At 65.6% G+C, this 24,577-nt stretch carries 20 protein-coding genes; 11 read left to right on the top strand and 9 right to left on the bottom strand.

What is annotated here, in order from left to right:
- Positions 1-188: 188 nt before the first annotated feature.
- The gene (locus tag HYQ63_RS00185; protein WP_257231490.1) at positions 189-893 is read right to left on the bottom strand and encodes a hypothetical protein; all 705 of its coding nucleotides are present in this window, start codon (positions 891-893) and stop codon (positions 189-191) included.
- A gap of 253 nt (positions 894-1,146) precedes the next feature.
- On the opposite strand from HYQ63_RS00185, the gene HYQ63_RS00180 reads away from it, so the two are divergent.
- The 3 genes from HYQ63_RS00180 (at position 1,147) to HYQ63_RS00170 (ending at position 4,256) form a co-directional block, all read left to right on the top strand.
- On the top strand, positions 1,147-1,626 hold the full coding sequence (locus HYQ63_RS00180; protein WP_257231489.1) for a hypothetical protein: 480 nt from the start codon (positions 1,147-1,149) through the stop codon (positions 1,624-1,626).
- Positions 1,627-2,024: 398 nt separating this feature from the next.
- Positions 2,025-2,921, top strand: a complete 897-nt coding sequence (locus tag HYQ63_RS00175) for a hypothetical protein (protein ID WP_179931944.1) — start codon at positions 2,025-2,027, stop codon at positions 2,919-2,921.
- Positions 2,922-2,963: 42 nt separating this feature from the next.
- Positions 2,964-4,256: a hypothetical protein gene (locus tag HYQ63_RS00170; protein WP_179931943.1), complete on the top strand. Its 1,293-nt coding sequence runs from the start codon at positions 2,964-2,966 to the stop codon at positions 4,254-4,256.
- Between the two features lie 330 nt (positions 4,257-4,586).
- On the opposite strand, the gene HYQ63_RS00165 is transcribed toward HYQ63_RS00170, so the two are convergent.
- A complete protein-coding gene (locus HYQ63_RS00165) occupies positions 4,587-5,831 on the bottom strand; it encodes a hypothetical protein (RefSeq protein WP_179931942.1) in 1,245 nt (414 codons plus the stop codon).
- 761 nt (positions 5,832-6,592) lie between these two features.
- On the bottom strand, positions 6,593-7,486 hold the full coding sequence (locus HYQ63_RS00160; protein WP_257231488.1) for a carbon-nitrogen hydrolase family protein: 894 nt from the start codon (positions 7,484-7,486) through the stop codon (positions 6,593-6,595).
- A gap of 503 nt (positions 7,487-7,989) precedes the next feature.
- Here HYQ63_RS00160 and HYQ63_RS00155 point away from each other — a divergent pair.
- Together HYQ63_RS00155 and HYQ63_RS00150 are read left to right on the top strand one after the other, a co-directional pair.
- A complete protein-coding gene (locus HYQ63_RS00155) occupies positions 7,990-10,650 on the top strand; it encodes an ATP/GTP-binding protein (RefSeq protein ID WP_179931940.1) in 2,661 nt (886 codons plus the stop codon).
- A gap of 4 nt (positions 10,651-10,654) precedes the next feature.
- Positions 10,655-11,587, top strand: coding sequence for a phosphotransferase (locus HYQ63_RS00150; RefSeq protein ID WP_179931939.1), 933 nt, complete (start codon positions 10,655-10,657; stop codon positions 11,585-11,587).
- Positions 11,588-11,732: 145 nt separating this feature from the next.
- Here HYQ63_RS00150 and HYQ63_RS00145 read toward each other — a convergent pair whose 3' ends face one another.
- A complete protein-coding gene (locus HYQ63_RS00145) occupies positions 11,733-12,071 on the bottom strand; it encodes a hypothetical protein (protein WP_179931938.1) in 339 nt (112 codons plus the stop codon).
- Positions 12,072-12,347: 276 nt separating this feature from the next.
- Between HYQ63_RS00145 and HYQ63_RS00140 the strand changes: the two genes are divergently transcribed.
- Positions 12,348-12,575 carry a hypothetical protein gene (locus tag HYQ63_RS00140; RefSeq protein ID WP_179931937.1) on the top strand — a complete coding sequence of 76 codons (228 nt, stop codon included), beginning with the start codon at positions 12,348-12,350 and terminating at the stop codon, positions 12,573-12,575.
- A gap of 189 nt (positions 12,576-12,764) precedes the next feature.
- Here HYQ63_RS00140 and HYQ63_RS00135 read toward each other — a convergent pair whose 3' ends face one another.
- The gene (locus HYQ63_RS00135; protein ID WP_179931936.1) at positions 12,765-13,607 is read right to left on the bottom strand and encodes a MerR family transcriptional regulator; all 843 of its coding nucleotides are present in this window, start codon (positions 13,605-13,607) and stop codon (positions 12,765-12,767) included.
- Between the two features lie 353 nt (positions 13,608-13,960).
- On the opposite strand from HYQ63_RS00135, the gene HYQ63_RS00130 reads away from it, so the two are divergent.
- Complete coding sequence (locus HYQ63_RS00130) at positions 13,961-15,865, top strand: AAA family ATPase (protein ID WP_179931935.1); 1,905 nt, start codon at positions 13,961-13,963, stop codon at positions 15,863-15,865.
- A 67-nt stretch (positions 15,866-15,932) separates the two neighbouring features.
- Here HYQ63_RS00130 and HYQ63_RS00125 read toward each other — a convergent pair whose 3' ends face one another.
- From HYQ63_RS00125 to HYQ63_RS00115, 3 genes are all read right to left on the bottom strand, one after another.
- Positions 15,933-16,331 (bottom strand): hypothetical protein, encoded by a 399-nt coding sequence (locus tag HYQ63_RS00125; RefSeq protein ID WP_179931934.1) that lies wholly within the window; start codon positions 16,329-16,331, stop codon positions 15,933-15,935.
- A gap of 777 nt (positions 16,332-17,108) precedes the next feature.
- Positions 17,109-17,621, bottom strand: coding sequence for a hypothetical protein (locus HYQ63_RS44150; RefSeq protein ID WP_257231487.1), 513 nt, complete (start codon positions 17,619-17,621; stop codon positions 17,109-17,111).
- 34 nt (positions 17,622-17,655) lie between these two features.
- On the bottom strand, positions 17,656-18,312 hold the full coding sequence (locus tag HYQ63_RS00115; RefSeq protein ID WP_179931933.1) for a hypothetical protein: 657 nt from the start codon (positions 18,310-18,312) through the stop codon (positions 17,656-17,658).
- 239 nt (positions 18,313-18,551) lie between these two features.
- Between HYQ63_RS00115 and HYQ63_RS00110 the strand changes: the two genes are divergently transcribed.
- Positions 18,552-19,739: a serine/threonine-protein kinase gene (locus HYQ63_RS00110; protein ID WP_179931932.1), complete on the top strand. Its 1,188-nt coding sequence runs from the start codon at positions 18,552-18,554 to the stop codon at positions 19,737-19,739.
- Positions 19,740-19,907: 168 nt separating this feature from the next.
- Here the strand turns inward: HYQ63_RS00110 and HYQ63_RS44145 are convergent, their stop codons facing one another.
- Positions 19,908-20,147: a DUF6207 family protein gene (locus HYQ63_RS44145; protein ID WP_257231486.1), complete on the bottom strand. Its 240-nt coding sequence runs from the start codon at positions 20,145-20,147 to the stop codon at positions 19,908-19,910.
- A 291-nt stretch (positions 20,148-20,438) separates the two neighbouring features.
- Between HYQ63_RS44145 and HYQ63_RS00105 the strand changes: the two genes are divergently transcribed.
- From HYQ63_RS00105 to HYQ63_RS44140, 3 genes are read left to right on the top strand one after another with little or no spacing between them, the layout of a single operon-like run.
- Complete coding sequence (locus tag HYQ63_RS00105; protein ID WP_179931931.1) at positions 20,439-21,623, top strand: ABC-three component system protein; 1,185 nt, start codon at positions 20,439-20,441, stop codon at positions 21,621-21,623.
- The gene (locus HYQ63_RS00100; RefSeq protein WP_257231485.1) at positions 21,572-22,141 is read left to right on the top strand and encodes a three component ABC system middle component; all 570 of its coding nucleotides are present in this window, start codon (positions 21,572-21,574) and stop codon (positions 22,139-22,141) included. The genes HYQ63_RS00105 and HYQ63_RS00100 overlap by 52 nt, the downstream gene beginning before the upstream one ends.
- Positions 22,142-22,145: 4 nt before the next feature.
- On the top strand, positions 22,146-24,104 hold the full coding sequence (locus HYQ63_RS44140; RefSeq protein ID WP_179931929.1) for a DUF3732 domain-containing protein: 1,959 nt from the start codon (positions 22,146-22,148) through the stop codon (positions 24,102-24,104).
- Positions 24,105-24,577 lie beyond the last annotated feature (473 nt).

Below are 24,577 nucleotides of genomic sequence, written 5' to 3'. Positions count from 1 at the left end.
CAAAGATTCAGGGTTACCCAGCAAAGGCGCATATCTCGCCGACAAACCGTGAGAACTGCTCTCGCTGATCCTCGAACTGCGCTTCGCCGGTGCCGGATCAACCTCAACATGTGACCGCCCCCGGACGGTATTGCTGTGGCGTGGCTGTTGCGCTGCCTACCGCCCGAGCGCCACAGCCTGCCGCTGGGCTAGGAGTGAGGCTGGGTCTCCTTGGCCTGCTTGCGGCGTCGGCGGTGTTCGCGTTGGGCTTGGGCGCGGGCGCATTCGCGGGTGCAGTACTTGACGCCGCTGGTGCGGTTCTGGCCGTACTCGGCGCGGCCGCGTTGGCGTACGAAGTTCCGGCGGCAGGTTTCGTTGGCGCATTCGCGGATCGTGGCGTCTTCGGCGAGGTGGTTGTACAGCTGGAGGAAGACGACCGACAGGATGGTGGGGTAGCGGTCGTCCAGACTGCCGATGCCGATGCTGAACGGCTTGAGTGCGGCGTTCAGCTCGCTCACCAGGTCACCAATCTTCATGTCCAGAACGAGTTCGCGCAGGTGGTCCAGGTCACGCGGCCATGCCTGCTCCCGGTCGGTGTTTTCGGAACGCCACTGTGTGAGCTGTTCCTCACAGACGTCGGGCTCGATGAGCGCGTCGAGTCCGCCCTTGCGCCGCAGGGCCAGCCAGGTGGTGATGGCCGCCTGTGCCTGTGTGATGTAGAGCGTGGCCAGTTCGCCATGCAGGCAGAATGCCCAGTAGCGCGGGTGTTCGCGCTCGGTGAGTTCCTTGAGGCGTTCGTACTCGTCCTCGTCCCAGCCGCCGGTGTTGATGCTGCCGCCCAGGTCTCCGTAAGTGCGCATCATGGTGGCCACGGCGTCGAGATCGGTGGGGTCGAGTTCCATGAACTCACGCAAGTAGAAGTCCTCTGGCAGCGGAACAGTCTCTCCCTGGGAACGCAGATGAGGCTCCCAGACGATCCATCCGCCATCCGCCCGTGCTCCGGGTACGGGCCGCAACTCCGGAGCCGGGACGGGCGTCCCCGGCCAAAGCGTGGGACGAAAGCGTGGGTCTACGTATGCCGCCATGTGGGGCATCATAGTCGTGCAGAGGTAGCACGAAAAGAGAGATGTTCGTATCACGTGATCCGAAGTGGTAGGAGGGACAGGCGTGGTGACGCACTGGCAGGACCGCAAAAAGGTCGGCGACGCACACGAGCAACGCGTCGCTGCCGAGCTACAGGCGCGCGGCTGGACGGTCCAGCGTTGCGGGCAGGGCACCTACCCACCAGTGATCCGGCAGGCCTTGGTGCGCACCGGCTCCGCGCTGCGGTACTTCCCCGACCTCATAGCCGCCCGCGACAGCGAACTGGTCACCATCGACGCCAAGGACCGTATGCCGAGCACCCACACAGACCGCTACGCGATCAGCACCACCACGCTGAACGCCGGCTTACTCTTCACCGCCACCCACGCCCCAACGCCGCTCTACTACGTCTTCGGCGACCTGAAAGTACTGACCCCCTCCGAGGTTCGCCACTACAGCATGCACACTCGCCACCACCCCAGCGGAGCCTGGACCTTGGTCGCCACACACCGGGCCCATCCCTTCGAAGAAGTCTTCGGTAAGAACACCGCCCTGGCCGCCTGACGCCAGTCAGGCGCCTCCACCGTTGCACGTCAACGGTTGCAAGCCACGTCTCAGCGAGCACGCCAGTTGGCGGCACCGAGGCCAAGCGCGCAGTCCACACCTTCACACCACCGGCGCCCCCATCCGTGCCGTGACGCCACCGCATCCGGGTTGCGCCGCTGAGAAGAGCACGACCGCACCGCCCTCAAAATGCAAACCGCTACCGGCACCGCGTTCCGGCGCCTTTGCTGCCCGCCCGCAGTGGGCAAGGTTTGCGTGAGCCCTGCCAGGTCTCTTGCAACGCCCCCGGACGTCATGAGCAAGGGCGGAGCCGGCCCCGTGCCCGCCGCGTCCGGCCGGTGCATCCGGTGGCACCTCGCGGACAAGGCTGGGCGGCGATGGCAGGAGCAGGATGGTGGATGCACAGCTTCGAGGGAGAGGAGGAGCGTCGTATGGAGGTGGGGGAGCGGTGGGCCTACCGAGCAGCACCGCATCACGGCCCGGTCGAGGAGGTCGAAGTTCTCAAGATCGGCTCGCAGCGCCCACTGCGTATCAAGGTGCGCTTCGTCTCCGAGGAGGCCGAAGGCCGGGAGGAATGGGTACCGTCGGCCCGGCTGCGTATCCGCTGGCAGAACAAGGACACTTGGCTGGCGCGCGACAAGCGGTGGAACGAGCTGACCCAGGACGGCCCGGACGCGGAGGACACCGCTTTCCACGCCATCACCACGCTGTATGACGAACATCTGTGGGACGGGGTCGTGTCGTTCGGCCTCAACCTCCGCGACCGAGGAGTGCTGTACATCGAAGACATGGCCGCGCTGAAGACTCTCCTGGACGTCCCCGAAAGCTTCTTCCACACCGACCCACGCACCTTCACCGACTCCGACGGTGTCGTCATCGCTCCTTGGCCGACGACCCTGGAAGTCGCTCGCCGACTGGCCCGCACCCAAGCCGATCACCTGGTAACACTGCTGGACGAGCAAGACCGCAAGGCGCAGAGCGCAGCCATTTACGGCCATCACTACCGCGGGCGCGGCAAAAACCCCGGCACCTACATCAGCCCCGAGATCTGCGCCGAGACCGACCGCCACTTCAAACCATCCCGCGACCTGCTGCGCGAATGGTGCGGAGCAGAAGCCGTGGAGAGCATCGAAGAACTCAAAGCCCTGCGTGAGGAAGTGCTCCGCATCGGCCAGCTCATGGAGCAGGCCATCGGCTGCCTCCGCCACGCCGGACAGACCAAAGCCGCCGACCGCCTCGAGCGGGAACTCGGAATCCCCCTCGAAACACTGCGCCAGGCCGAGCGCGACGACTGACACCACCCCGACCATCCTGGCACCAACGACAGGAACAGATCCGTGGCCCGCACCAAGCTGAACAAGCGCCAACTCGACGTGCTGCGCCGCATCTGCCACGGCGATGACCCGGTCACCTCCGATGACTGCGGTCTTGCCGTGACGGTCTACGCCCTGCGTAACCGCGGCCTGGCCACCCTGACACGAGCTAATGGTTCTTGGACCGCGGCACCTACCGAGGCTGGCCGCCAGCACCTGGCCCAGACCCACCCCACGTCCGCACCACGCCCGTCTGCCTCCAACTCAGCAGCGGCAACCGAGGCGGCCGAGCTGATCACCAGACTCCAGCAAGCGGATGGCACCCTGCACATCACCGACCCCACCCCGGACGAACGCGCCCACTGGCGCCGGACCCTCCACGCCGCACGATCAGACCACCTGATCCCCGACGGCCACCACCTGCGTCACACCGGACGAGACAAAGGCGACCTGGTCATCACCCTGCGCCCCGGATCCCCGACCCCCCGCTCCACACCCGCAGACGAAACTGTCCCCGTCCTCGACGACCTGCACCCAGACCACCTCCACCCTGCCGCTGCACAAGCGCACATCCAAGTCTGCCCCAGCTGCCAGCCCCGTGCCCGTCGCATCCTCCACGCCCTCTGCAGCGCCGTGGAAGACAAGAACTACACCGTCAGCACCCCGCCGACCGGTTCGGCGGGCAGCCTGGTGATCACCGCCGCCGACAGCTCCTTTCCGCTCTTCTTCAACGAAGGCTCCGACGAGGTTCCCGATCCCAGCAGCGTGAAGTACTCCTGGCAGCGCGTGACGTCGCGGACCACGCGCCCATCCCACCAACTCGAGCTCAGCCTCGAGCACTCCTACGCCCATCTGGGCCGCCGCTACCGCTGGGGAGACCGGCAACGCTGGCATCTGGAAGACAAACTCCCTGCCCTCCTCCGAGAAATCGCCCACCGCGCACGCACGGAGAACGAACGACGGCTGGCCCAACAGCGCAAAGAGCAGGAGACCCGTCAACGCTGGCTGGTTGCGATGCAGCAAGCCCGTACCGCCCTCGTGGAAGACCACAGGATGAAGGCCCTCCGAGCACAGGTGCAGGCCTGGCAGCAGGCAACCGCCATCCGCGCCTACTGCGATGCCCTGGAGGACCACCAGGACACGACAGCCGGCGCAGCCGAAGCAGTCACTGCCTGGATCGCCTGGGCTCGGGCCCATGCCGACGGTATCGACCCGGTGCCGCAGAACTCAGGGCTGCCGGATCCCCCTGCGATCACACCGGAAGACCTGCGCCCATACCTGCATGGCTGGAGCCCGTACGAGCCCAAGCGAACATGACAGAGAGGACTCGTGATCGCCATGGTGGCAAGGCCCACTGACATCCGGTGATGCAGGCCATGTGGCTAGCACGTTCCGTGGTTGCTCTACCCGGCGCTGGCCGGTTCGGCGCTGTTGGGCCGCAGCAGCACCCTGACGCCGGACACGAGGCTCCCCGAGGACGTCGCTGGTGCTCTGCGCGCGGTGTGCCGGATGGTGGCCGGCGATAAGGAGGTGCTGCTTCTTAAACGCCATGCTCAAGGACTCTGGCAGTCTGGGTAGCGCAACAGCGACAGGCAGCCGATAACGCTGCGCCTGTCAGCCAAGCTGTGCTTCTCCACACTTGAGCTCCTATTCGAAAGCGTGGATGACAGCGTCGAGGATGGCCCGTACTCCCGCCCAGTCCTGTGTATTGATGATTGAGGGATCACGCTGCGCCCGGGCTAGTTGCAAGGCGTAGGCATGCTGGACCGCTCGCTTGTCGGTGACCTCGCCCTGATACTGCTGGCAAGCAGGACTGTAGCTCCGCCATTGGACGGGGCGCAGGCTTCCATCGGGCAGGGACAGCGCGTCTCGGCCAAGGTAAAGCTCGATCGATCCGGCCAGGCCGTTGACGTCCGCTCGGGTGGTACTGCCCTCGGGTGTATCGATGCTCGGAGGGCCCAGGGTGGGGTAGCTGGAGGCCAAGCTCAGTGGCGGGTACTGCAGGATCTTGATGTTGCGCGGAAGCGTTCCGCGATCCAGCGGACGCAAAGCCTCAGACGCGGCAGTGTCGTTGTCGAACAGGGCGATGACAGGATTGGCGATGCCCGCGGCGGCGAATGCCCGCACCGTGGTCACCAGGCCGCCTGCTCCGCCTTGAGGGCGGGTTCCGTAGTCCATGAACCGCACCAGGTCTGTCAGATGCGGATAGAGTAACTCTAGAGCAGGCTTCAGAATGGCGACGTCGGTGCTGCCCTCAGTGAGGACGACCAGCGGAGCGTGTTCCATGGCCATGCTGTGAAGGGCATCGCGCGCCAGGGAGCATAACTGCAACAGCTCCGCATCCGGGTCACCCTCGGACTCTTCGACGTACATCACCACTTCCGCATCCGGCAGGGCCAGCAGGGCCGCCCGGAGCGCTAGCGGTGGGAATGCGTAGCGCAGGTGGCCAAGAAGCCAGGTCGGCTCGCCGAACCCGAAGGGATGGGGCTCTGCAGATGGCTGCGCTTCCCGCAGGTCCCGCACCCAGTCGGCAGCTGAGTACCCTTCCAGGAACTCGCGCTCCGCCTCCTCACGGGGGGTACGCTCCACCTTCCTGGAGAGTGGAAACGCCCACGAGCGCTCCTGCTCCAGGAGCTCGTCGAGGTAGTCCATCGCCGCTTCACGGGTGAAGCCCAGCAGCCCCAGGCGCTGAGCTATTTCGTGTCCTGGCCCGCGCAACGTGTAGACGAGGTGCTCGGAAGAACCAGTGCCTGGACCGAAGACGTCGCGTGCACTGACCTCCTCGCACTGGAGCATCTCGTCTTGAAATGCCGCCAGCAATGGGTTGTCGATGCCGTCCCGAAGGCGGGAGATCTGGTGACCCTCGACCCATAGGCCCTCCCATGCGCCCATACTGACTGCACCAACCTTCCAGTTCAGGGGGCAACGCCCATCCAGCAGCATCGATCGCTCGCGCTTCCCCCGGGTGAACGAGCCGTCTTTCTTATCACACTGCTGTCTCTGGACTGCACCCGGCGCCGATGAATCGCGAGGGTGAGCCTCTCGGCCGCGAGGACGGTGGGACGACCAAGAGGACAAGGCCAACGCAATTCACTGCGGTGCTACAAGACACAAGCCGCTTAACGACCGCTGGAGTTCCCCGCGATTAGCGACCCATCCGAGTGACAGGCCATCCGAGGCCCCCCTCGGAGCGCCGTGGCACGTAACCGCGTTGGCCATGATGATGAGTCGTTGGGCCGCTTTCAGTGTGGCCACTGTGCTGGCGACCACCGCCCTGATGGGCGCCGCCCACTCCAACTGGGCAACCTCCAGCGCCCCACCCACCGTGAACGCGCCCACAACGCTCACGGAACTGCCCCGAGCCTCCGGATGCGTCCTGGCCGCCGCCCCGGTTCCCCCAGCACCCCCTGACACGCCCGGGAGCTGGCTGCCCAGGCTGGTGCGCGGGAGCTACGAGACTGCATGGGCGCGTCCAGCACCTCGTCTTCGCAGGACCGGAGGCGAGGCCCAACGACGGCCGTGAGTGGAACCCCGAGGCCATAAGCAACGCTCGCACAAGCGATATCAGGGGGCGCCGCCGACTACCTCGACCACCGCGGAGAGGCTTCGCTGTCTTGGCTCGGCCTTGAGGAAGCCCCGGTAGCCGGGCGGCTTTAGAAGGCTGTGCGGGTGTCGCTGCGGGGGTCGCCGATTGGGATCCGCTCGTCGTAGAGCCCAGCTCGTGCTGATCGGCGCCATGGGCGGGCGTAACGAATGGCGACGTCGATGTCCTCGTCCTGCGAGTCGAGGTCGATGTCCGCGATCGTCAGGGCGGGCCGTCCGTTAGCGGGGCAGCGCGATAGCCACCGCCCGCCGGGCCCCACGATCCCAGCGGGTGTGGTGGCGCTGAACTGTGCCGGTACCGAGTAGCCCAGCCAGTAGCTGTAGAGCGTCCCGTACGCCTGGGCCACGCGGGCGCGCGGCGCGTCATCAACCATCACCGACAGCAGGACGCAGTCGACGTCCAGGCGCTCGTACTCGGCAAAGACCTGCGGGAAGTTGGCCTCGATGCATAGCGCGCAGCCGAACCGGATGCCGTCCACCTCGAAGACGAGCGGCTCCCGCCCCGGGCAGTACAGGAAGGAGATTTCGGTGTGCGAAAGGAACCGCTTGTCATACCGTGCGACCAGACGGCCCCGGTCGGAGATGATATAGAGGCTGTTGTGTGGCCGGTTCGGCGGTGTGAGCGGGTGAATCGATCCGACCACCGTCCACAAGCCCAATTTTCCCGCTAACGCGGCGATCGACTCCGCTTCCTCGCGCAGGACATCCCAGGCGGCACGACTCCAGTCGGCCGAGATCAGGGTGCCGTCCGGCCCGGCCGCCATCACGCGCTTGTGCGGATAGACGAGTGCGCCCTCGGGGAACTGCACCAGCCGCGCACCCGCCCCGGCGGCCTTGACCATCAGGGCCTGGACCTCCTGCCCGGCCGCCCGCAGCGCCCCTCGGTCGGTGGGGTCTTCCGGCACCCTGCTCTGCGCGACCGCTAACCGCAATGTCCTCGCCACGCCCCGGACGCTACGGCAGACGGGACTCACGGCCAACACCCTGACAGCCGTGCCAGCCCTGTCCGGATACGCGCCCCGGCGAGGCGGCCCACTGGGGCTCGTCGCCGTCCTGCAGGGCCTGATAGCTGGCCGAGCCCGGATGCCTGCTTGACTCAGCCACCGCGGGGCGGTGGCCGGTGTCACGAAGAGAGCCAACAGCATGTCCGGGCGGCCAGAGCCCGATAATGTATGGAATCTCACCTTTTGATGGTGGCGTTCTCCCGAGCTCAGGAGCTGCCTGGCCGCGCCCGGCCATGTTGCGGCATTGCGATGACGATGTGCCGTTGGGTCGTCGCTGGAGACACCCGTGCTGGCCACGACCAGAGTCTCCTCGCCTCCGCCTCTTTGAGCTGGGCCACACTGAGTACAGCGCCTGGCGGCTGCTCAGTCTGTGCTTGACTGGTCGTCTGAAGTCGGGCCATTGCACTTACTTGGTTCATCCGTCTACGTCGGGGGTTGCCTACGTGACTCGGTCGGATCTGCGCGCGTTGTTCCGCTCTAACGATCGTGAGCTGAAGGCAGTCGACTTCTTCGCCGACCGGCACGGCGAGTGGAGCACGGTGACAGCAAGCCTCATCCGCCACACACAGCGGATGAACGGATCAGAAGCCGACGTGGAGGACTTGGAAGCTCCCCGGCGTAATGTGCTTGTCTTCTACGGCGTCGGCGGCATCGGCAAGTCCACCCTGTCGCGCACCTTGGTCGACCACCTGGCGGACAGCGAAGGCCACGAGAGTGACTGGCCTCCGTTGGATCCGCAGGTGGGACGCGTGGTGCCCGTCCGCGTCGACCTCTCCCGGGAATCGGGCGGGGACTTCGAGTCCCTCATGCTTGCTTTGCGGCTCGCAGCCGCGGACCTCGGGCAGCCAATGCCTACCTTCGACCTCGCCTTTCAGCGCTACTGGGAGCGCAACCACCCAGGTGAACCGCTGGATGAATACCTGCGCCGCCGTACCTGGTTCAGCCGATTCCCCGGTTCGCGATCGCTGTCAGGCCAGATGCAGTCCGCGCTGTCGGATGCCGCGCAAGCCGTCGCCCTTCCCGGGACCGCGGGCGCCCTGGTCGGGCAGGGGCTGCGGTCGCTGGTGCGTGCTCTCCGCGAGCGACGGCACCAGGTCCGCTCCCTAGCCGAGTGCCAGCGGCTGGCTGATCTACTCGAGGCCGATCCCGATCTCGAGGCACTCAGCTACTACTCCCACCTGCTCGCCTGGGACCTCAGCAGGGTCCCGGAGAAGCGGCGGGCGACGCTGGTGGTGATGCTGGACACCTTCGAGGACGTCGGGGACCGCGTGCACCGTGATCTCGAACGGCTGATCCAGCGCGTGGTATGGCTGATGCCGAACGCACTGTTCGTCATCACGGGGCGAAACCGCCTGCAGTGGGACGACCCGAAACTCGAAGGACAACTGGACTGGGCTGGCCCCCAGTTCTGGCCTCTGCTCGTCGGGGGCGCGGCTGAGGAACCACGCCAGCACACGGTCGGATACCTGTCAGCAGAAGACTGCGAAACCTACCTGTGCGAGCGGCTCACCATTGCCGGACGTCCGCTGATGGACGACCGCACACGGCACATGGTCACCGCCAACTCCCACGGGCTGCCACTGTACTTAGACCTCGCAGTCATGCGCTTCCTCGACCTCTACCGACGTCACGGACGGGCTCCGGAACCACACGAGTTCAACCTCGACTTCCCCGCCCTCGTCGCGCGCACCTTCCGGGACCTGTCCCCGAACGTGCGACAGGTACTGCGGGCAGTGAGCCTGCTGGACTCCTTCTCCATCGAGCTCGCCGCGGCCGCAGCAGGCCTCGACCACGACGCCCCGGCCCTGGAACTGGTCGAGCGGCCCTTCGTGGATACCGACCCGGGAGCACCCTGGCCCTACCGGGTGCACGAACTGGTCCGGGAAGCAGTCCGCGAGGCTGACTCCATCAGTGAAGACCGCTGGAGCGAAGCAGACTGGCAGCGGGCAGCGCAGCGGGCCTTCGACGCCCTGGGACGCGAGACATCCGGGGACCGGGTCCACCTGGTTGCCGCCCTACGGCAGGGCATGCGGCTGGCCCGCGACTATGAACTGGACCTCGGCTGGCTCGCGGACGCGGCGTTCCGCTACGTTGACGACTTCGTCTGGGAGCCCATCGAACTCCCGGCCCTCCCCTCTACCGGGGCCAGCGATGAAGTAAGCGGCAGCCCTTCAGAGGCCCTGGCCACAGCACTGTCCGCCATCGCGCAACGCCAACGCAGGCACCGCGGCCACACAGCCGAGCAACTCCGCACTGTCCTGGAATCGGGCCGCCTGCCCCAGCCGCTGATAGAGCTGCCGCGGTACTTCCTCGCCGAGTGCGACCGGGACCTGGGGAACTTCGAACGCTCCCTCGAGGGCATGCAGCAGGTCGTCGACGCCGGAGGACGGCTCGCACCCACGGCCGCCCGCGGCCTCGCCCACCTCGCCCGCCGAGTAGGACGCTTCCCCCAGGTACGGGACGTCGCCGAAACCCTAGGGGCGGAGGGCCGCCGTGACCGAGTGCTCGGCGACCTGTGGTGGACCCAGGGACACATCGCACTGGCCTGCTCGTCATACGCGAAGAGCCGCGACGAGGCCCTACAGCTCGGCCAGCCGGGCGAGGCCGCACTGTCCCAGGCATGCCTGGCCTTCGCAGCCGCATTCCAAGACCGCCCCCGCGCAGCAGAACAGATCACCCGCGCCCGCGAACTGCTGAGCGGGGTCTCCATTCGTTGGGCAGAGATCCAGACACAGATCGCTGAACTCGTACGAGACGCCGGCGTCGCACCAGACCTGCCTGAACGGGCCGAGGAAGTTGCCACGCTCGCCCACGAAGCAGGACTAACCTCCTCAGTCGCCTACATCCGCTTCGCAGCCTGCCTGCACGCAACAGTCCTCGGTTCGCCCACCCCGCTGACCGAAGCCAGAGACCAGTTGGGCGAATGCGTGCAAGGCGAAGAGTTCGCCTACCTGATGGAACTGTCCCACCTCATGGCAGGCCAAGAACCTCCGGCTGAACTGCCCCGCGCACAGTGGCTGGACGACCAGAACCAGGTCCAGGCACGCTGGACCGCCATCGCCGACGACCGACGCCTGGAAGCCGCCGCGAACAGGGGAGAATAAGCCGGTGGCGAAGTACACGACCTCAGACCAAATCGATCTACCCGCCCTCACCCAGCGCTACAAGCTGGACAACGCCCAGCTGGCGCCATTGGCGGGAGGCGCAGCTAACTCCAGCTTCAAGCTGTCCACCACCTCCGACGAGTTCGTCCTGACGATCCTCGACAACCACGACTGGCCCAGCGCCCAGCGTCTGGCAGCACACACCCAAGCAGTCTTCCAATTGGGCGTGCCCACCACAGAGGTCGTCCCCGCACCCGACGGATCGCTGACCACCCAGCTGAGAGATCAGCCGGTGATCCTCAAGAAATACATCGCGGGGACAGTCCAGGAGCCACTACCCGTCCCGCTCCTGCCCGAGGCCGGACGCATCCTCGCCCAACTACACGCCCTCTCACCACAATCGCCAGGATTCGAAGACCTCCCAGCCGGTACCCGGAGACTGTCCAACACCCACCTCGCCGCCATCCCCCAGTTCGCCGACCGGGACTTCGCGGCCTGGCTCACTGATCGACTCGACCGCGTCCACACCGCCGAAGCAGGGAACCCACGCCCCAGGACGGTAGTGCACGGAGACCTCTTCGCCGACAACGTCGTCGTGCGCCAGGACGGCCAGCTGTCTGTACTGGACTGGGAGACAATCTCGCTCGACGACCCCCTCCTCGACCTCGGCATGGCAGCTGTAGGACTGGCCCAGGACGACGGAGTGCTGGACCCGGAGCGCCTGGAGGCCCTCCTCGCCGGGTACCGGGACATCGCACCGCTGTCGGACCAAGATGCCGAAGCACTGCCGTTGGAGGTCATGCACGCCGCGTTGATCATCGCCTTCCACCGCTACTACCGGCACAACATCCGTTTCCCGGACCCCGCCAAGAGCACCATCCACCGCGCAATGATCAGGTTCGTGGACTCCGTGGAGAGCGTAATCAAGACAGGCTGAGGGAGAGCCAACGCAGCCGTGCACGCCGGGCACGTGAGCGGTCACCTGAAGGAAGGCCCAAGCAGCCCAGAAGCACAGCGGCCCCGACGGAGGATTAACAAAGCGGCCTCCGTCCTGATCCGAGACGAACTACGGGAGCCCTGGGTCAGCTGGCTGCTCGGAAGGTCTCGAGGAGGTCGGAGATGCCAGTGGCCCTCGCGTGTGACGTGAAGTGGGGTTCAAGGTCTCGGACCATGTTGATGCAGCGTGGGGCGTTGACGCGGTGGGCGAGAGTCCAGGAGGCGGCGGCTGCCGCCGCGGCTTGTTCGGGGTCGCCTGTGTGGAGGTAGTTCTCTGCCTTGTAGGCGAGGAACACCGCCCGGGTCTTGTTGCGGGCAGTGGGCAGGGTGGCGATGCCGTCATCGATGAGCCGGTGGGCCTGCCGGGCGTTGCCGAGTTCGGCCAGGCACCGGCCGGAGTCCACCGCCAGGTCGGCGGGGGACATCCAAGAGCACCACGCGGGGACGGGGTCTGCGCTGACCTTGCCGAGTGCCTTCTCGGCTGCTGTCAGGGAGCGTCGGCAGGCTCCGTTCTCGCCCAGTGCGGCCTGGGCGCGGGCTTGGCGTAGGTGGAGGAGGGAGCGGGCGGTGGGGTGCTGTGCGCGGGGGATGGCATCGTCGAGGACGGCCACTGCGGCGCGTGGGTCTTTGAGCCATAGCATCTGATAGGCGAGGTCAGACAGGAGCCCGGCGCCGAGGTCGCGATGCCCAGCGGCGTTAGCGTGGTGGAGCGCGGCGCGCCAGAAACGGCTGGCAGTGGCGTGCTTGCGTTCATCGAAGCGCTGCCAACCAGCGGTCTGGGCGAGCGAGGCGGCCAGGATATGCAGCCGCTGACCGACCGGCCGCGTGTAGAGGCCTTTGTCGATCAGGTCGGTGACGGTGGTCAGGTGTGTGTAGAGCAGGAGGGGGACGTGCTGGCGATGTTCGGTGGCGATGATGGCGATTCTTGAAAACGGCCGGGGATGCTCCTCGCATCACTCGCTCTGGTGTTCAACGAAGTGGGGAGTTTCAAGGAGCGTGGCCCGAGTCGTCGGCTTGGGTTTCCCGCTCGTGGAGTGTGCGGGCCGTGTCGAGACGTCGAGACGCTGGCTTCGTGTCGGTGGCCGATCCGGGATCCTCACTCACGGCCACACCAGCGATCAGCTGTCTGTGGAGAGGTCCCTGGCAAGGAGCTGTCCTGTGAGTTCCACGCACCGTGTCCGGGCCGCGGAGAAGCCGTAGGGCATCTTGGTTATCGCTTCGAAGGCGCTCATCTGGACCTCCTCCTCGCCGCTCGCCTCGGCGTCGTAGATATCGAAGAGCTTCTCCTCGGCCACGTCCAGTCCGGCCGCTTCAATGGCCTGGTTCAGGGCCTTGTGGTGGGCGCAGTGCTGCGCGGCGAGCTCCTCGACCTGCGGGTCGTGGGGGTCGACGCTGTCATCGAGGGCGGCGTCGGCCGCGTCGAGGCGGTCTGCCTCGGCCCGTAGGCCGGGATGGGTCGCCAGGATGATGAACACGCTGGCCTGAATTGCGGCTCCCAGCGGCCCGAAGATCCGTTCCGTGACCAGCAGGGCGTCCAGGTCGGAGGGGCGCAGTGCGCCAGAAGGCAGGTGGCTGAGCCGGTCCGTGACCAACGGGGAGAGCAAGCCCAGTGGGCTGCCCACGACCCGCAGGCGCTGGACTGCCGCCCGCTGACCCTTGATGTCGGCCTCCTGGGCGGCCAGGGTTTCCTCCAGCCGGCCCAGGACGTCCTCAACGTCCCGGGCTTCGTTGAAGGCGGTCTGCATGTCGTCCAGGCTGATGCCGGCCTCGGACATCTTGCGGATCCACAGCAGGCGGATCATGTCGTCGTAGCCGTAGCGGCGGCGTCCGTCTCCGCCTCGCTCGGGCTCCGGCAGCAGACCGATCTGGTGGTAGTGACGAATGGCGCGCGGGGTGGTTCCGGCGAAGGCGGCGGCATCGCCGATCTTGACCTTGCGGGGAGGTATGGCGGAGGGGTACATCGCAGACAGGGCCTTTCGTGCTGTGGTGCCCTCGACGACACCACATGCCGCTACGGCATGTGCAACTACACACCACCCGTACCCTGACGGGCCATCGGGCGCTCACTCTCCATTGGTGTCCCATCCCAGGACAGGCCCGGAACGGGTGGGGAGATCCGTCGAGCAGGTCTGATGGCACCCCGAGCAGGGGTTGGGGATTTCCAAGGAGCCCCATCACCATGACGGGTGCGTTTGGGGCGACAAGTGCGGGGCACGCAACTGACCCCGCGCCACCATCAGCACCATCGAAGTGCCGTGCTCTCAAAAAGGCAAATGGCTCGAAGTAGAGGGGCGACTAGGGGCAGACTGGTCAGATGCAGCTCACTCAGGTACGAAGTCGTCTCTATCGCAACATCGTTGACAGCGGTGACGTCGATATCGCGCCGGACGTCACGGCGTTGGTTGGCAAGAACGAGAGCGGGAAGACAGCATTGCTGTCGGCGATCTACCGCTTCCACCCCGTGTATCCGGAGCACTCTTTCGCTCTGGGGCAGGACTATCCGCGGTGGCGGAAGGTGAAGGACACTCGCTCGGGACAGATCAAGGATGCGGTACCGATCACCTGCACGTTCACGTTGGACGATGATGACCTGAAAGCGGTCGCCGATGTACTCGGGCCCGATGTGGTCAAAGGGCGCTCGTACTCACGCTCCATCCCGTACGAGGGAAATCACTCGGTCGACTTGCTGGTCGACGAGGGCGCGGCACTGGAGAACCTCTACAACGACGAGGAAGTGCCGCCCGCGTTGCGCAGCGTCCTCGGTTCCCGGAGCCTGGCCGCGGCCTTGGAGCAGGCTGACGGCCTCCAAGCCGCAGAAGACTCTGACGCGGCGGACCTCGACCTCTTCATCAGGGCCGCGCGCCATCGTCTGGCCGACCACAAGAGTGCCTGGCAGCGCGCGGTACGCATCCTGCGTGACCGCGAGCCGAAGTTCTTCTACTTCAGCAACTACCAGAACCTTCCCGGCAGGATCGCTCTGACAGACCTCAATGGCCAGGAAGAACAGCCCGGCGCGTCCCCGATGCAGACAGCCCGGGCTCTGCTGGAGCTCGCCAGCACGACTGCCGGGGCTCTGTCGGTGGAGGACTTCGAAGAGCGCAAGGCCGAACTTGAAGCGGTCAGCAACGACATCACGCAGCAGGTCTTCGAGTACTGGAAGCAGAACCCGGACCTGTCGGTAGAGATTGATCTGGACAAGACCACGGTCCAGCACCCTCAGGGGCAGCAGGCCATCGCCAGCCACCTCGACATCCGCGTCAAGGACCGCCGACACGGGTTCACCAACAACTTCTCCGCCCGCTCGACCGGCTTTCAGTGGTTCTTCAGCTTCCTCGCCGCGTTCTCCGAGTTCGAGAACTATCCGCACGGTGTCGTCGTCCTGCTGGACGAACCCGGGCTGAGCCTGCACGGCCGCGCCCAGGCCGACTTCCTGCGCTTCATCAATGAGCGCCTCGCTCCCCAAGCCCAGGTCATCTACACGACCCACTCGCCGTTCATGGTCGAAACCGCCCACCTCGACCGCATCCGGATCGTCGAAGACCGCGGACCGGACATCGGGGCCGTCGTTACCAAAGAGGTTCTCTCGGTCACCGACGACTCCCTCTTCCCGCTCCAGGCTGCTCTCGGCTACGACATCGCCCAGAACCTCTTCGTGGGCCCTGACAACCTCCTGGTCGAAGGAACCAGCGACTACACCTACCTCACCCTCATCAGCGACTTCCTCAAAGAGGCGGGCCGCACGCACCTGGACGAACGCTGGCGCATCCTGCCCGCCGGCGGCGCCACGAACATCCCCGCCTTCGTCGCCCTCATCGGCACCAACCTCCAGGCCACCGTCCTCATCGACAGCACCCCGGCCGGAGTCACCAAGCTCAAGGCCCTCACCAACAAAGGCCTGCTGTCCCCCAAGCGACTCCTGCTCACCGACACGTTCACCGACGGCGTCAAGGACAGCGACATCGAGGATCTGTTCTCCCCGGGCGACTACCTCAAGCTCTACAACGCCGCCTTTGGCACCAAGCTCAAGGTCAGCGACCTCAATGGCACCGACCGCATCATTGCTCGCATCGGCCGGGCGAGCGGAGCTCCGTTTATTGAACACGGACGACCGGCCGACGCTCTGCTGCGCAAACGAGACACCCTCCTACCGGGGCTCTCCGAGACCACCCTCAGCCGCTTCGAGCACCTCTTCACCGCCGTCAACGAAACACTCGCCTGAACAGCATCGGACACGCCACGGCCCCGGAACCTGCCACGACGTCCTTCGGGTCCGGTAGGCGCACTGCTCAGCGATGCGACGACAGGGCGTTACGCGGGGGCTGGATGCGCTCCTTCAGCACCATGGCGACCTTCCGCGCCAACTCCGCGACGCGCGGCGACAAATAGTGGTCCAGGGAGTCGATGTCCTCGCTGAGCCGGGCCCGCAGCCCATGAAGGCACGCCTCCGTGAACAGCTTTTGCGGGTCGTCCTCCGATCGCTGCGTCTTCTCAGCCGCCCTCTGCCCGCTGTGGAACTGCATGTTGTTCCACGTCTCGCGTTCGCCTACGCACGCGGGCGCATCCTCGCCCAGCAGACCCGCCAGCTGCACCCACTCACCGTCGCCCGGAGCCGCGCGTGCGCCGCTGGTGCTGACAGAACCCCACCGGGCACGTCGGTGGACGTGCAGGCCAGACTGCAGCGCCATGGTGTGCCTGCCTGAGCGCCGTCGGGCTCGCTGCCGATAGATCACCGATTCGTCCGTGGTGAAGCCCCGCTGGGGCCTCTCCCCGGATGAGGCGTGTCGCCACCTATCCAGTACAGCGCGGTGTCGAGGTCGCGGGCTGTCCAGCCTGCAGCCTGTTGGCCGCCCTGGCTCAGGAGTGTATCGAGGAGGTCCATGTAGCGGCCGTACCGCCCGGGAACACGGGCCAGCCTGAAGCCAAGGGTGTCCAGGGCCTTCTGGACTCGACGATCGTAGACGGCCATCCGCTGAGGTGCTGCCGCGGTCAGGACAGCCGATGCCAGGGCGTCACCGGTGCGAAAGCCAGGCAGCTCCCACACAACGCCCCGACCCGCCTGGGCAGCATCTGCGCGTGACACGCCCGTGTCACGGACCGCTTGCACTGCACGAGCGGTAACACAGCGAACGTCAGCATCGGGCAGGGACATGAGCTTCGATACCCAGGGAGTCTGCGCCGACAGCCGCTTCCACACGACCAGGGCCCCGACATCGGCCTTGCCGAGGCAGCCTGCGCTCTCCGCTCGTTCTGCGACCTCCCGGAAAACCTCGTCATAGTGCGGCGAGACCTCCAACAGGTAGGACGCACGTGCCGCGACAAGCACCTCCCATATCCGGCCGAAGTCTGCTTCACACCCTGCGACCTGAGCCGATGCACCTACTTCGTCCAGTCCAACTAGTGCACTTAGCCCCCGCTGCGTGCCAGGCTCTGCGGGGCCCGGCCGCATTGAGGCGGCCCTGGAGTTAGCCAAGAGAGGCACCGAACTCTCCGCCCTCAGCTTCCTTCTGGGACAGTTGGACCTTTCCACGATGGGAAACTTCCACCTGGTAGAACTTCTCGCCGCGAGGAACGTCGTCGACCGACACTTCGAACAGGCAGATCCCGCTCTCAACCGTGGATGCGCCGAGATGCCCTGTGGCCGCGACATCGCTGGATGCGTCGTAGACCGTGACGGATGTGCCTTCAGCAATGTCGTCGTAGCCGCTGCCGCCACGGCAGCCGTCCCCGTCACTGACGACCTCGTCGGCCAGACTGAAAGTTCCGGTGAGCGTTAATGTTCCGGGCCCGCTGTCGCTGAGAGTGGTGCTGGCCCATACGGCACCGACGGCTGCTGCGCCTATGACCGTTCCCAGGATGCCTGCCGTAAGCGGAGTGAGGCGCGCCCGGGCAGGCGACTGGCCGGGCAGGGGAGGTTCGGCGGGCGGGGGCGGTAGGGGCGTGGCGGGCTGGGCGGATTCGGGCATGCTCTCGATCATGTTTCCCCCTGGTGTTGTGGTCGGCGGCTGGCGGTTACTGGATGGGGCCGGTCCAGTGAGGATCTTCAGCGAGTAGGTCTGTGTCCTCATTCATCCTGGTGACGGTCACAAGCACCTGCATGCCGTACTGCTTGTCGAGGACGCCGTCGCTGTTCTTGGTGTCGGAGACGTCGGGCGCGAGGCGGCCAGCGATCTCCTTGGAACCGATCTCCCAAACGGTAAGCTCCGCGTCGCCGCCCTTGGTCGCACCTTGCACGTTGACGCTGAAGTCGTCGAGGTCGATAGGCTTCTCGCTCTGGTTGTCGAACTTGATGTTGACGCGGAAGGCGGTCTGGTCGCCGCCGGGCCGGGAGTCGTACCCCGCGAACGTGGTCACCTTGTCAATGCGGGTGACGGTGACCTTGAGGCCGTCGTTGTAGCGGAAGGTGTCGCCGATCTTGAGTTCGGTGTTCGGAGCACGATCGTCACCAGCGTCGTCAGCGCAGTTCTCCATCCACTCCGCCTGGGAGAGGCCGGAGTCGGGTCCGCAATCAGCGTAGCTGACGTCCTTATCCTCCGAGCCCTTGGTGGTGCCTTCTGGCCTGCTGCCTTCGGCGCGTTGAACGGTGCCCTGCTCGTGATTGCTGCAAGCTGCGGTGAGCGGAAGCAGCACCCCTACGAGGACTGCGGCGGTTCTGATGCGGTTGTTCATTGGCCCCCCAGGCCGATACTGGCATGTGAAGGACTTGTGAGGGATCTGTATGGTTGCGTGCTAAATCAAATCGATACATGGGCCACGGTGTCTCGCCTGCTTCAACTCGTTGATGCATGAGTGAAGACAGGCAGCGGGACGCTGTTCTCTCTGCGACGTGGCGCTTTGGGGCGGCCGAGACACGCCATAGGGGCAGAGCGCTGACATAGGTTACGCCTGATGGTGAGGGGGAGACTGTGATGCGCCAGATTGGCACGTATGCCATCGAGGGAGTGCTCGGTGAAGGCGGGATGGGCATCGTCTACCTGGGCCGCTCACGCGGCGGACGCCCAGTGGCGGTCAAGGTAGCCAGGGCTGAGCTGAGCCGGGACGAGAGCTTTCGAGAGCGGTTCCGTGCCGAAGTGGCCGCAGCCCGGCAGGTGGGCGGATTCCACACGGCGCCGGTAGTGGATGCCGACACGGACGCGGAACCGCCGTGGCTTGCCACCGCCTACGTACCGGGCCCGACCCTGTCCCAGCTGCTCGCTTCACGTGAGCCAATGGACGAGCAGACGCTCCGCCGACTCGGAGCTGCCCTCGCCGAGGCACTGCAGGCCATTCACGCCTGCGGACTCGTCCACCGCGATTTGAAACCAGGCAACATCATCATGGCCCAGGACGGCCCCAGGGTGCTGGACTTCGGGATCGCACGGGCTCTGGAAGGCTCCCGCCTGACCACGACCGGCACCACAGTGGGCACTCCGGGATTCGTGGCTCCGGAGCAAGCAGAAGGACATCCCGTCAACGGGGCTGCGGACGTATTCGCACTCGGCGCGGTTCTTGTCGCCGCCGCAGGCGGCAACGCGTTTGGCGAGGGCACGCCGATGATGCTGATGTACCGATCCGTACACCACGAACCCGATGTTACGGCTGTGCCGCCCGCGCTGCGACCGATAGTCGCGGCCTGCCTGGCCAAGGCCCCGCAGCACCGCCCCACCACCGAGCAGCTATTGGACGAGCTCGCGGGTCAGGCCGAGAGGCCGACTGCCAGTTACGCGCCTACCGCCTTATCGACACCCGCTACGCCCCCTCTACCGCCATATCCGCCCACGGTTGCAGCCCTCCCATCCGCCACCCTCAGTGAGTCAGAGGAGGCAGAACGACACGAGGGGTTGGAGTTCTTGGCGATGGATCACAAGAACGCCGTGGTTGCCGATGACCAGGGCATCTCCCTTGGCCGCAATGGTCGCTGTCGTGATTTCTCCTGGGACGCCGTCAGAGGTGTCACCCACGCCGAGACCGGCCGCGGATACGGGCTGACGATCACCGTCACGCTGGTCAACGGCACTACACACAGTTGCCGAGTTACCACAGGTGATGAAGATGAACTCGACGAGTGGATCAACCAACTCGGTACTATCGTCAAGCATTTTCGCCCCAAGGAATGAACCCAAACTACAGGCCAGCTCAAGTCCTGTTGCTGCTGGTCGACGTCCAGGCCACCAGCCTCATCAAGCCTGGACTGGCCAGGCGCTCTTGTGGACGACACCGAGCGCGTGTTTAGCATCCCGCTCCCCAGATTGGTTCGCTACGCCATGGCGCCCTGTCCGTAGAGGTCACCGGCAAACCGCAGCGGTGGCCGTCCGGCGGGCACTGCCACTCGGGCTGGGGGAGCCAGGACGTCGGATGTCCGCATGCAGGCGAGCTTGCACTCCCGGCTCACCCGCGACCCGCCGCGCTGGACCGACGCCGCATGTCACCCACGGCTCATCCAGCCGGGACATCGCCGCCACCGCGGTCTTCTCATCTCCGGCCGCGATGTCCAGAACTACCAGGCTCGGCTCGCATACATGCACCGCGTTCTACGGGGTGCTCACCGCCAACGCCTTGTACGTCAAGGGCGGCTGGCGGGGAACCCCCGGACAACAGCCCCTTGCCGTTTCGCACGATGGGTCTCTCGAACTGCACCCTCCCCATGGGGACACGCTCTCTGAGTAGGGGCACGGACAGAACGGGGCTCCTACTGCGTTCGGACTTGCCGGAACAGACCTGTCGAGGCTGCAAAACCAAACAGGCCAGGGAGCCGGCTGTGATGGGGTACAAAGGGTCTCGTCGTTGTGCCTGGCGGCCAAGGGAGGAGTGGCGGCATGGGGGAGTCCGTGCACAGCGCCGCGGCCAGCGCGCTGGGCTACCAGCATCAGACCTGGTGGGCGCTGCTGGAATTGTTGCGGGCGGATCATGCACGCCCCGACGCGGCGATCTCCCTGGAACTTCATGACGACGTCGCGTGGGAGCAGGCCGAATCAGCGACGGAGCTCTTGCAGATCAAGCATCATCAAAGAGGTGAACGCCGGCTCACGGACGCCTCCCCAGATGTGTGGTCGACGCTGAAGACCTGGATGGACACGGCGGTCCCGTCAGATGTCGAGGGGCCGACGCTGGTGCTTGTCTCCACTCAAGAAGCGAACCCCGGCAGTGCGATGGCCGCGCTCCGCCCGGACTCACGCGATGACGAAATGGCCTTGAGCGCGCTCGAGCGTGCTGCCCTGCGGCGAGCTTCCGGACGTACCCGGGAGGCGCGCGAGCAGTTCCTCGAGCTGGGGCAGGCGGACCGGGCCGCGTTTCTCTCACGCATCACCGTGATGGACGCCTCGCCGCATATCGATGACGTTCCGGCTCTCGTCCGTGCGGAACTTCGGTGGAGCCTGCCAGTCGGGCACGAGGATCTCTTCCTGGCTATGGTGTGGCGCTGGTGGGACGAACGGGCTCTGGAACTGCTGCAGCGCCGCAGGAGGGCCGTTGATGTCGGTATGGCGCGTGCGGCCATCGCCGATCTGCGTGATCAGTTCTCTCGGCAGAGGCTTCCCACGATCGTCGGTCACGAGGGGACAGCCGACGACGTACTCACCGCGACCTACGGCAACAGTCCCTTCGTGCACCAGATGAGGTGGGTGGCTTATCCGCCGGTGAACCTGCGGCATTCGATCATCGACTACCACCGTGCCCAGGCCCAGGCCATCCGCTGGATCGCTGAAGACCTTGTTGCAGCAGACGAGCTCAGCAGCCTCAGCCGCGACCTCGTCGATGAATGGGAGAGCGAGTTCGAATGGATGGGACTAGAGCTCGCAGGTGCGGCCGATGAAGCGGCCAAACAGCGAGCAGGAGCCAGCCTCCTCAAAGCCCTCTCTCAGCGTAACGGCCCCTGCCTGCACGGCAGGTATCACGAGGCGTTCTTCGTCCGCGGCCAACGTCATGAGCTCGCGGACACGGGGCGAGTGGGATGGCACCCCGACTTCCAGCACCGCATGCAGACTCTGCTGGCGGAGTCGTGACCACGCCACCGACTGGGCAGACCCACGCACCAGCCGCAGACACCGCTTGGAGCGAACCGTCGGCTCTCGTCGCCGCCATGCTCAACCCGGCACTGATCGCCAGCCTCTTGTCTGTTGCCGCTGGCTCCTACGAGCGGCAGAAAGTCTCGGGCATGCCGTGGCACCTATCCTTCATCGTCGCCCCCATGACGCTGCACCGAGGCACGCGGCAGGCGTTGCCTGCCAACACACGAACGCACCTCTCCACCTGGGTAACACGTAATCCCATGCTGCGGGCCGGCTTTCCCCGCCAGGCCAAGGCCTTAGTGATGCCGGTCCAAGCGGGCCTGAGATTCGCACTCCTGCATGACGTGCTGGAACTGCGCAGCGATTGCCTCAAACCGCGGACACGGCTGCGAGCAGGGGCGCCCGCACGTACAGAACTGGAAGACATCCTCCACAGCGCCCGCCTGATCGGCAGCTGGATGGCCAAGAACGAGACAGCCGCAGTCTTCGCCAGTCTCGGCGTGAGACCCTGAGCACGTGCAGCTGCTCGCCATCATCCTATACAGCACCGACGGGGCCCGCCGCGTCGTGGACTTCAAGCCAGGCGCACTCAACGTGATCACGGGGCACTCAGCAACAGGAAAGAGCACGCTGCTCGATATCTTCGAGTACTGCACGGGGCGCAAAACAGTCTTGTTCCCTCTCGGCCCCATGACTGACGCAGTCTCCTGGTACGCAGCCCTGTTTCAGATGAGCAAGACGCGCGCGTTCGTGGCCCGGCCAGCACCCGGACCAGGCAGGAAGACAACCAACCGAGTCATGTTGAAACTTGGGGCAGATCTCGAAGCCCTGCCCTACGAGGACCTCGCAGCGAACACTGACCGTCACACGCTGCGCCAACAGCTCAGCCAAATCATCGGGATCGCGGAGAACCACAACCACGACACCCACGGCCAGGACGGCATCGGGACCGAGGCCCACCTCGGCCACGCAACGTTGCTGTGTCTGCAAGGCCAGAGCGAGATCGCCGACAGTAACCGGCTCTTCCACCGTCAAAGCGACCACCACGTCGCATTTGCCCTGAAGCAGACTCTGCCGTACTTCCTCGGAGCAGCCCCTCACGACCAGGCGCGTAAACACGCGCAGTTCACCGCCGCACGCAGACGCCTCAAGCAGGCAGAGAACAACCTCAGTCAGGCCCAGCGCACAAACGACACAGCCCAAGAGACACTTGCTGCGCTGTGGCATGAAGCCCATGCCCTGAGCCTGGTCTCATCACCGACTCCTCCCGACGATCATGTCCAGGCATTGGAAACCCTTCACGACGCCGTCCAATCACGTGCTGAGATGCCCAGTGCGGAATACGAGAGTCAGCGCACCCTTGAGCTCGAGCAGACATGCGCCGACCTGCGCGACCAGCTCAGAACTCTCGCGGCAGACCGTCGACTGCTCCTGGCGGAGACTGCCGCTGCGGACGACTACTCAGCCGCCGCACGTATCCCACGAGACAGGCTGGCGAGCCTCGGTCTCATCCCGTCACCTGCGGACGACGACGCGACCACATGCGTTCTGTGCGGTTCCACTCTGCCTGAACCGGATCTGACAGTGGCGACGCTCAGGCACAGCCTCCACCGGCTCGACAGACAACTGGACGGCATCGACTCGATACGCCCGGCAAGGCGAGCGGCCCTCGAGGCCATAGAGCAGCGGACCGCTCGACTGCGCAGCCAGCTCAACGCGGCCGAGCACGCCTTACAGGCTCTCGCGGAGGGAGAGGCAGCAAGCGGGCGCCTCCCGTACACGGATCGCAGCGACTTTGTCCGTGGCCGCATCCACGGCATGCTCACCGCACTACAGCGCAACTCAGGGGCTGACCTAACACGACTCAGGCGGGCACGGGACACAGCCAGGGCCGCAGTAGAGGCCCTTAAATCCGAACTCGACCCCGAAGCAGAGCGTGACCAGCTCCTCGCCCGACTCGTTCCCATCAGCCGGGACATCACCTTATGGGCCCATGAGCTGCAGCTCGAGCACGGTGACGGCGGTGTGCACCTCAACCTAAGCCGGCTGACCGTTGAGTTCGACACCCAGGAGGGCAGGCACCCCCTTTCGCGTGTGGGTAGCGGACAGAACTGGGTTGGCTATCATGTTCTGTCCCATTTGGCCCTACACCGCTATTTCGTGCGCCAGCGGCGACCGGTTCCGCGCATCCTCTTCCTGGACCAGCCCTCACAAGCCTGGTATGCCTCCATGACTCACGATGGCGACGAGCAGGGTCACAAAGATCATCTGGCGGCAGAACGGCTGTTCAGGCTAATCCAGGAAGTGGTTCAGGAACTGGCACCCGAACTGCAGGTCATTGTGTGTGACCATGTGAACCTCCCGGCACCGTGGTTTCAGGAAACCGTGGTACAGAACTGGCGGGACAGCGAAAAGCTCGTACCAGCACACTGGATGGATACAACGAGCCCGCGCAGCACACACCCCGAAGCGTAGTGATGCAGGTCCACAGGGCCTGTCACCGCGTCGCGACGAGACTGTTCTCACCTGCATACAGGCCGCCGTTAGTTGACGCTGTCCTGCCTCAGGCTCTCCGACTCATTCGGTCGCTCCCTGCGCGGGAGGTGCCCAGGGTCAGCAGCTTCGGCGATGCCGCGGCGCCCTTTGCGCGCACGGTTGGCGGTGAGACGTCGGACTCCTGATTGTCGATCATGGTTGTGTGGTAGGGAACGCGGCTCGTGAGCGATCACCAGTGACCAAAGGATCACGGGCCCGTCGGCCGAAGTGATCGCTAATCGTCGAGCAGTCTGGTCGCGCTCGTCCATCTCTGTCACGGGGACCACGCACGACACGTGCTGGCCTGCTGGTTCGGCGTGGACCGCTCCATCATCACCCGGGCCATCGGGCGAGGTGCGGCCCTGTTCGCTGAGTGAGGGTGTACCGTCCGCCCGGGCATGTGGCTGCGGACT

Origin of the sequence: Streptomyces sp. Rer75 (genome assembly GCF_013414305.1) — a bacterium.
Lineage (GTDB): Bacteria > Actinomycetota > Actinomycetes > Streptomycetales > Streptomycetaceae > Streptomyces > Streptomyces himastatinicus.
Note: the sequence above shows the minus strand (reverse complement) of the source record. Positions and strands in the feature narration are given on the sequence as shown.